Origin of the sequence: Mycetohabitans sp. B2, from assembly GCF_021733735.1 — a bacterium.
Classification (GTDB): Bacteria; Pseudomonadota; Gammaproteobacteria; order Burkholderiales; family Burkholderiaceae; genus Mycetohabitans; species Mycetohabitans rhizoxinica.
Genome location: NZ_JAHKSP010000018.1, coordinates 25,293 through 31,495 on the forward strand (window position 1 = coordinate 25,293; position 6,203 = coordinate 31,495).

Genomic DNA, 6,203 nt, shown 5'->3' on the forward strand with positions numbered 1-6,203 from the left:
CGTCTTCTACGCGCTCGGCGATTCCATGCTCGCTTTCAGCGCCTTGGGCATTAAAAAACCTGCGAACATCCCCCCAAGCGCCACAAGGTCGGCTGGGTCCATATTAACCACGTCCATTTCGGTCAACGTCGGCGTGCTAATGCGCGGCAGCACCTTGCGCAACGCGTCGACGTCCAGATTCACGAGCGCGGTGAGCGCCGTGCCGCGCAGTGCGCCGGCCGTCGGCTTGTGTAGGGTGACCTGCGTGATGCTGTGTTCGCCGCGCAGGATCGGCGTGTCAAAGGTGTGCGTGTTCTGCGCGCTCGCCTCAAGCTCGGTGGTGTTCGTCTCAAGTTTGGTCGTGTTCGTCTCGGTGTTCGTGGTGTCGATTTGGGTCATGATTGCGTCGAGTCGGTGGTGAAGTCGAATGAGTGGCCCACGCGCAGCGTGGGCTGTGTGTTATAGGCCGATCGCTTTACTCAGCCCGCTTGCCAGGTCAATACCGTTGATGCGCTCGGCCATGTTGATGAAATCCAGCTCGATAAGCTCGCGCCCGTTCACGGATAGCTTGTAGTAGCTCCCGTTGGTCGTCACCTTAAATTTGGTGTCTTCCTTGGCCTTTGCGCTGCCAAAGTCGATTTCCTCGTGACGCCCCTTGACGACAACTTCGACCGCGTCGTAGTCCGCGCTGTCCTCGCGTTGATAGCCGCCTGCAAAGCGCAGCAGCACGCCGTCGTGCTGCATCGCGCCGTACTGTTCGAGCACTTCGACCATCAAGCCGCCGCAGGTCCATTCGAGCTGGATCTCTTCATTGCCAAAGTCGATCTTGACCGGGCCGCTCATGCCGCTGCCTTGCCACGGCTCCATCTTGCGCTTGAGTTTAGGTAGCGTGATTTCTTCCACTTGGCCCACAAAGTTCGTGCCGTTGTGAAAGAGGTTAAAGCCTTTAAGTTTTCGGGGCATTCCCATCGTCGATCTCTCCTATTAGGCTGCCACGCGCGCGGCAAAGTCGGCTAGATACCGGTCGGTGATGCGCTGGCGCAGCATGAGGTTCTCCAGCGGTGGCACTGGCGTGTAGTCGTAGTCGATGTACGCTTTGCCGGCCTTGAGCACATCGGCCGTGTTCGGCTCGGAATCGAACCAGGATGTGCCGCCCACCAGATAGCCGGCGGCGCGCTGCGCGCGGAACCAGCCGTTGATGCTCTCGATCATGTCGCGCGGCAACGATGGATTGAGCGGGCCATCGATCACCGGCATCTGCGCTTGAGCAATCGAGTCTTTGACCACTTGCGCGGTGCGCGTGTAGTTCTCGAATGCGAACAGCGGATCGTCCGAGCACGTGCGCGAGCCCCAGAACCGGAACCCGTTGCGGTTGATCAGCGTGGTGACCTCGTGCTCGTTCAGGTAGCCGGCGTCGGTCGCCGGATCCTGCAAATCCCAAAACACGTCCTGACTAATGCCGGTGACGCCATTGACGGCGACGTTGGACAGCGTCTTGTGCCAGCCGATATCGTTGTCAATCTTTGCGCGCAGTCCGGCCGCATAGGCGGGGGCTGGGACCATGACCGTGGCGTTCACTGTGTTGTCCCAGGCCAGGAAGTCTGGCCAGATCACCATCAACTCGCGCTGACTCAATTGGCGACGGTACGCCACCGCTTCTTCTTTGCTCTTGCATCCGTGAGCCGATACATACGCAAAGCCGCGCAGCGCCTGCGCGATTGAGCCCAAGGCCGCTGCGACCGGTGCGGTGTCTAGCCCCGGTGCAGCCAATATGCGTGGCTGGACGCCAAACTTCGCTTGCGCGGCGAGCAGTGCCTTCATGCCGGTGTACTGGCCGTCGTCGGTTACCGTGCCGATCACGTTGCTGGTGGTTTCTGCTTCGTCGTCGCCTTCGGCCACCCGCACGACGATCGTGATGGGCTGGGTTTGCTGGCTGATTGCGATGAGCGTCTTGCGTAGCGTGCCGCATTCGCCGGCTTGGGCCAGCGCCGACACGACATTGGTGACGAGCACCGGTGTGTCGAGTGGAAACGTCGTTGCATTGGCATCGTCGGCGGTAGCGACAACGCCGACGATAGCCGTCGAAATACTGCGAATCGGGCGCGTGCCTGCGTTGATCTCAATGACGCGCACGCCGTGGTGGTAGTCCTGCGGCATATTAAACACTCCTTCGGTGGCAGGTAACGGGGTAGGGCTATTCAATGTCGGATGAGGCAGACGAGGACGTGTTATCCGTATCGAGTTCGGGCACCGGCTCGTCAAGCGACGCATCATCGGCGTGTTGCACGGCGTAGCGTGACGCGCGATGTGCTTTTTGCTCGTGCACCTGCGAGAGCACGCGCTTCGATAGCGCTTTGGTGACAATGGCCTGCTCATCCGGGGGCGACGGCCATTGGACGCGGGTCGGAAAGTCGGCGGCATTCACGACGCGTACAAGCTCCATCTGGTAATGGCTCCACGCCTTAAAAAGCGCTACCTGCTCGTCGGATAGCAAGCCCGCTGCATACGCATCGGCTTTGCCCGCGTTGGCCGCCTGCGCCTCACTCATGCGCCGGTCGAATTCGTGCATCGCCGCGTCGCGCTCGCGCTGCGCGACGATGCGCGGATCGATCTGCCAGCCGTCGTCTGTCCACACGTACTCGTCACCGGGACACGGGATGGGCGTCAGCCCTGCATCGTCGGCGGTGATGCCCGGAGCAAGGATTTCTGCCGCTGCGCCATTGACTTTGCGGAACAGGCGCTGGCCGCGAAAGTCGGGCAGCAGCACCCATGCGCCGTCGCGGAAAAATGGCCATTGATTGCGCTGGCGCTCGGGCAGGGGCACGTCGGTGCAGCAAGACGGGATGAGCCAACGGGTTGGATTGATCGGGTCCGGGTCAGCCAGGCGGCTGCTGACGTATTGGCCGGTTTGGTGGTCGTATTGGTGGATCAGCATAGGAAGTGACCTTTATCGCAATTAGTAGGCGCGGATCATCGCGAGCAGCGCGATGTTGCGCGGGCGCGCTTCCCTGCCGCCGTCGTGATTAATGATCACGCCATGAGTGTGCCCGCCGTCTGCGTCGAGGTGCACGGTATGGCGGTGCAGACCTGCGGGGTCGATCTGCAAACCGTGGCCATGCGCGCCGTTCCAGCTGGTCATGCCCCATACGTTGTCGCCGTCGGTACGGCCTGAGCCGATTAGATTATTGCCGCCATGATGTCCCCAGGGGGGGGTATACCAAGGGTGGTTTTCACCCCACGGCGAAATGTGTTGGTGATCTTCCACAGGGTGGGCATGACCGCCATGCTGGTGATGGCCCTGTTCATCGGTTGTTCCCGTATGGTGATGTTCGCCAGCCCACGTGGCTTTTGCCATGTGGGCGTGTCGGCGGTTCTGACTGTCCTGCCCCGTGCCAAGGTGCCGGCCTGGATCCATGCCGCGCCCATCATCCCAAAAGCGTAGGTGCTCGCCGCGCACCTCGGGGATCCGAAACGTCGTCTTACCGTCTCCCCTCGAAAAGCATCCCGGGTGATCGGGCCAGGCTTCCTCGGATACGAGTTCACCGCAGAACTGCGCATAGGCCCACAGTTCTGGATAATCGTCGCGGCGAATGAGCACGCCCGCCAGTTTCAGGCAGCCTGCCCGCACGGTGGTGCGCGCCTCGATGATGATTTGACCGATGGACGCCTCACGGATCGCGTTGGCAACAAACTGTGTCGTCGCGAGCTTGCGCGACACATCTCCGACGGCAGGTGTGGCGGCGGTCGCCATACCGGCCACTTGCAGCGTGCTCGCCCCGTCGTCGGTGGCGCCTTCGCCGATCAACACGCGTCCGCCGCTGCGCGCAAGCTGCACCGTCGTGACGCTCGTGCCCGTACGATTGACCGTTAGCCAAGGGCGGATTGTGGCCCCGGCGTCATCAAGTAGGCGCGCGTCGAACGCATTGGTGCTCGTCTTCACATCCCAGACCTGTTGGTCCGCCGGCGCGTGCGGGCAGTGAAAGGCAATGCGTCCCCCGCTGTTCGCGCCTACTATCACGCCCGCGCGCGGTGCAGGCAGATCGGTGAGCGTGCCATAAAACGCGCCGATGCCGCTGACCAGCACGTCAGAAGCATCATCCAATAGGCGTCGCCATGGGCTCCATACGCCGTTGTAGCGCACGCGCGTGTAATGCACACTGCTGTTAAACAGCGAATAGGTTTGGTACACGGTGCGTCCGGCCGCATACACTTGCAGCCGGCCTGGCATCGGGACGGGATAGTTTAAGGAGGCCGCCGCGTGTCCGGCCTGATACGCTTGGTGATAGATGCCCGAGGCGACGAGCGTGTTCAAGTCCGCGTGCGCATCAAGCTTCCCGCGCAATGGCAGCGCATGCGTGAGCACCCAATCGCGCGGGGCGTAGCGACGCGCGGCGGTGCGCGGCGTGAGCACCCTCGAGTCGTCTTGGCCGGCGTTGACCTCGGCCTGTGTCGCAAGTTCGACAACCCCGCGCGCGTCAGTCGTCGCTGGCGGGTTTAAGAATGACGTCGGTCCAAACTCGAGCGTGGCCGCGTCGATCGTCACGAAGCGGATATCGGTCGAGAGCAGCAGCGTGGCGGCCGCGGACTTTTCCATGATCGGGCCGTGCCCGACCGGTTGACTGTAATACGCGGCGAGCGTGCCATTCTCCAGGTAGAGCCCGAACCCGTACAGCGCATACTGATCGGGCGAGTCGTCGTGCATCGTGATGTGGATCGTCGTCGCATCGATCGGTTGCCCGCCAAACGTATCAATACGCTTCAGTTCATAGGGCAATTGCGTCAGTGACCGGTTCGACGCATCAAACGACGCGGTGCACAAGCCAATGTGCGTAACCCGGTGTGCAGTGGTGCCCGTGTGACCGGGCGCGATCAGCGCGGCGCGAAACGCGTCGGCGACGGTAATAAGCGTGCCTGCCATGTCAAACATCCGAGAGAAAAAGATGCCGGTACAGCCCAATGCGGGTCGCTGCGACCACGCCCACGGTGCCGGCGCGCACCGTGTGCTGCGTGAACGTGTAGTGCGCGCTGCCGCGCTTGACGCGATCCACTTCGGCGATGATGTCGGCCACGTACTGCGCTGTGCAGGGAAGGTCGCCACGCTCGCCCACGGTCACGACAATCTCGAACGTGCCGGGCTTGCCCCGCGGTGTCTGCTCGAACCATTCACGCATCGCGACATGCGCGCCAAACGACGCGCATACTTGCCGCACCGCTTCGGCCGTGCCTTTGTGGCGAGCGATGTGAATCGCAGCGTGCACGCGCGCGCGTTTGACCGATTCGGGCCAGTAGTCCTTCCACGTGTCGACACCCAGGTGCCAAGCCAGCCACGGCAGTAACGCAAGCGGCACCGCGTCGGCGTTCATCAGCGTGTCCAGTGGCACTGTGATGTCCGAGATGCGCGCATTCGTTGTGGCAAGACGCCGCTCAAGTTGCGTCGCGTTCGGTGGCAGCAGCTCACTCATTGGCTACCCCACCGTCGATGAGCTCGATGCCGGTGCAATAGGCTGCTTCATCGCGGGCCACTGGTACGCCGTCAGCGGGGGTGTCGAGTAACACTTTCTGCACGCCGGCCACCCGCATCGACGCATACAACCCATCTTTCGTGACCTCACGGCCGATGCGATGCATATCACGCGCGAATTGCGTGGTGCACCGATTCGCTTCAGCCAACGCCACCGCGCGGTCCGGTCCGCTGAAAAACTTCAGCGTGGCACGAATCGTGTAGGGGACAATCTTGGCGCTGCGCACGATTACTTCGTCCGTTTGCGGGCGCTTCTTCTCGAGCGCTTCGCGCACGACGGTAAGTAGCTCATCGCTGGCCGTGCCGTCGCCTTCGCGCGACAGAATGGTGACGACCATCACGCACGGCGACGGGCTGTATGCGTCGGCTGACAGCACGCGGCCATCGGCCGAGCGTGCGTGGAAAACGTACGCATCAAGCGGGCCGGCCACTGAAAAACCGCGCGGTGCAAGTTGGATACGCTCGCGGTAATCGTCGCAGTCCTCATACACCGGATCGCGACCGGCTTGAGGGTCGCCGGCAGAAATAAGCAGCCGCTTGACATCGAACAGTGCACCCAAGTGGTCTAACGTGGCACCGGTCGCATACGCGAGCAGCAGCGCGCGCGCCGCATCGTTCACGCGCTGACGCAGTACCAGTTCCCGGTACGCGCTTTCCTGCAAAAGCTTGACCATCGGCTCGGACTCGAGTGCGAGCGTTGCAG

The 6,203-nt window shown here is 62.3% G+C and carries 7 protein-coding genes; all 7 read right to left on the minus strand.

Annotated features, from left to right (window positions below):
- Nucleotides 1-6: 6 nt before the first annotated feature.
- A complete protein-coding gene (locus tag KPG66_RS04265; protein WP_237070103.1) occupies nucleotides 7-378 on the minus strand; it encodes a phage tail assembly protein in 372 nt (123 codons plus the stop codon).
- 60 nt (nucleotides 379-438) lie between these two features.
- Entirely contained in the window at nucleotides 439-948 is a 510-nt protein-coding gene (locus KPG66_RS04270; protein ID WP_237070104.1) for a phage major tail tube protein, read from the minus strand.
- A gap of 15 nt (nucleotides 949-963) precedes the next feature.
- The gene (locus tag KPG66_RS04275; protein WP_237070105.1) at nucleotides 964-2,136 is read right to left on the minus strand and encodes a phage tail sheath protein; all 1,173 of its coding nucleotides are present in this window, start codon (nucleotides 2,134-2,136) and stop codon (nucleotides 964-966) included.
- A 37-nt stretch (nucleotides 2,137-2,173) separates the two neighbouring features.
- Complete coding sequence (locus tag KPG66_RS04280; protein WP_237070106.1) at nucleotides 2,174-2,914, minus strand: tail fiber assembly protein; 741 nt, start codon at nucleotides 2,912-2,914, stop codon at nucleotides 2,174-2,176.
- Nucleotides 2,915-2,935: 21 nt separating this feature from the next.
- Nucleotides 2,936-4,897, minus strand: coding sequence for a hypothetical protein (locus KPG66_RS04285; protein ID WP_237070107.1), 1,962 nt, complete (start codon nucleotides 4,895-4,897; stop codon nucleotides 2,936-2,938).
- Between the two features lies 1 nt (nucleotide 4,898).
- Nucleotides 4,899-5,441: a phage tail protein I gene (locus tag KPG66_RS04290; RefSeq protein ID WP_237070108.1), complete on the minus strand. Its 543-nt coding sequence runs from the start codon at nucleotides 5,439-5,441 to the stop codon at nucleotides 4,899-4,901.
- The coding region (locus KPG66_RS04295) for a baseplate J/gp47 family protein (RefSeq protein WP_237070109.1) at nucleotides 5,434-6,203 on the minus strand (770 nt) is incomplete at its 5' end. The genes KPG66_RS04295 and KPG66_RS04290, both read right to left, overlap by 8 nt.

What these genes read in the sequence shown, in the direction of transcription:
- KPG66_RS04265 (WP_237070103.1), bottom strand. Translation starts at nt 378, where the DNA reads ATGACCCAAATCGACACCACGAACACCGAGACGAACACGACCAAACTT.
- KPG66_RS04270 (WP_237070104.1), bottom strand. Translation starts at nt 948, where the DNA reads ATGGGAATGCCCCGAAAACTTAAAGGCTTTAACCTCTTTCACAACGGC.
- KPG66_RS04290 (WP_237070108.1), bottom strand. Translation starts at nt 5,441, where the DNA reads ATGAGTGAGCTGCTGCCACCGAACGCGACGCAACTTGAGCGGCGTCTT.
- KPG66_RS04275 (WP_237070105.1), bottom strand. Translation starts at nt 2,136, where the DNA reads ATGCCGCAGGACTACCACCACGGCGTGCGCGTCATTGAGATCAACGCA.
- KPG66_RS04285 (WP_237070107.1), bottom strand. Translation starts at nt 4,897, where the DNA reads ATGGCAGGCACGCTTATTACCGTCGCCGACGCGTTTCGCGCCGCGCTG.
- KPG66_RS04280 (WP_237070106.1), bottom strand. Translation starts at nt 2,914, where the DNA reads ATGCTGATCCACCAATACGACCACCAAACCGGCCAATACGTCAGCAGC.